The organism is Bacillus cereus group sp. BfR-BA-01349, from assembly GCF_022663795.1.
In the GTDB taxonomy this organism is placed as follows: Bacteria; Bacillota; Bacilli; order Bacillales; family Bacillaceae_G; genus Bacillus_A; species Bacillus_A cereus.
Genome location: NZ_JAKUGE010000110.1, coordinates 1 through 1,290, shown reverse-complemented (window position 1 = coordinate 1,290; position 1,290 = coordinate 1). Strand labels below are relative to the sequence as shown.

Here is a 1,290-nt window from a genome sequence, read left to right as displayed (position 1 = left end):
TGATATGATCCCCTTATAGTAGACAGTTGAAAGAAAGTTACTTTACTGTTTATTATGGAGGGGATTTTTTATGGGGAAAATTAGAAGAACTTTTTCAATTGATTTTAAAATGAAAGCTATTGAATTGTACTTACATAGAGGAATTGGAAGCAAGTTAATTGGAAAGGAATTAGGAGTTACATATTCAGTTATAGATAGATGGATTAAAAAATATAAAAATGAGGGTATTCTGGGCCTACAAGAAAAACGTGGAAGATCCAAACAAACAAATGAAATAAGTCAAGATGCTAGAATACAACGATTAGAAGCGGAAAACGCATACTTAAAAAAGCTATTAGCTACAAAAAGGGGGATGAGGTCAAAAAAAGTAAATCAGTAGAATATGAGGTCATTCATACCTTAAAACAGAATTTTTCAATTGTATTGCTTTGTGAAATTGCAGGTGTTTCAAGAAGTGGATATTATAAGTGGGAAAAAAGAATCAACGATTCCACTGAAAAGATGAAAGAGGACCAATTTATCATGTCTAAAATAGGAGAATGCGAACGAGATCCAGATATAAATGGTAGCTATGGTTACCGAAGAATTTGTATATGGCTCAAAAAGTATTATGGTTTACAGGTAAATCACAAAAGAGTATATCGTTTAATGAGGAGAATGGGGCTACAAGCTAAGATTCGAAAGAAAAAGTGGAGGCATTTTGGTTTAAAAGAACAATGCGTCGTGTCGGAAAATCTGTTAAACAGAGAGTTTTCAACTACAAGACCAAATGAAAAATGGGTTACAGATATAACCTATCTTACCTTTAATACTAAGCGCATATATCTTTCAGTGATACTAGACCTTTACAATAACGAAGTTGTGGCCTATCAAATGAGCGAATACAACAATTTAAAATTAGTTACAGATACAGTCAATAAAGCCTTGAGAAAAAGAAAAGTCCACGAAACAGTATTACATAGTGACCGAGGTTATCAGTATACGTCAAAAAAATATAACCAATTACTTAAAAAGAACAAAATAACTGTAAGTATGTCTAGGAAGGGGAATTGTTACGATAATGCATGTATAGAGAGCTTTTTTAGTCATTTTAAGGCAGAATGCTTTTATAGACATACGTTTCATGAAAAGGCAGAAGTTTTTAAGGCTACTAAAAGATATATGAGCTATTACAATAACAAAAGATTTCAAAAAAGATTAAACAACCTTAGTCCTATTGAATTTGGAACTAAGGCTGCTTAATGAAAAGGCACCTAATCTATTACTGTCTACTTGACAGGGGTAAGACCA

The 1,290-nt window shown here is 32.2% G+C and carries 2 protein-coding genes; both read left to right on the top strand.

Going from position 1 to position 1,290, the window contains the following annotated elements; translation table 11 throughout:
- Positions 1 to 70: 70 nt before the first annotated feature.
- Positions 71 to 379: a helix-turn-helix domain-containing protein gene (locus MR169_RS27890; RefSeq protein ID WP_086406667.1), complete on the top strand. Its 309-nt coding sequence runs from the start codon at positions 71 to 73 to the stop codon at positions 377 to 379.
- On the top strand, positions 301 to 1,242 hold the full coding sequence (locus MR169_RS27885) for an IS3 family transposase (protein ID WP_141528486.1): 942 nt from the start codon (positions 301 to 303) through the stop codon (positions 1,240 to 1,242). The genes MR169_RS27890 and MR169_RS27885 overlap by 79 nt, the downstream gene beginning before the upstream one ends.
- Positions 1,243 to 1,290: the final 48 nt, after the last annotated feature.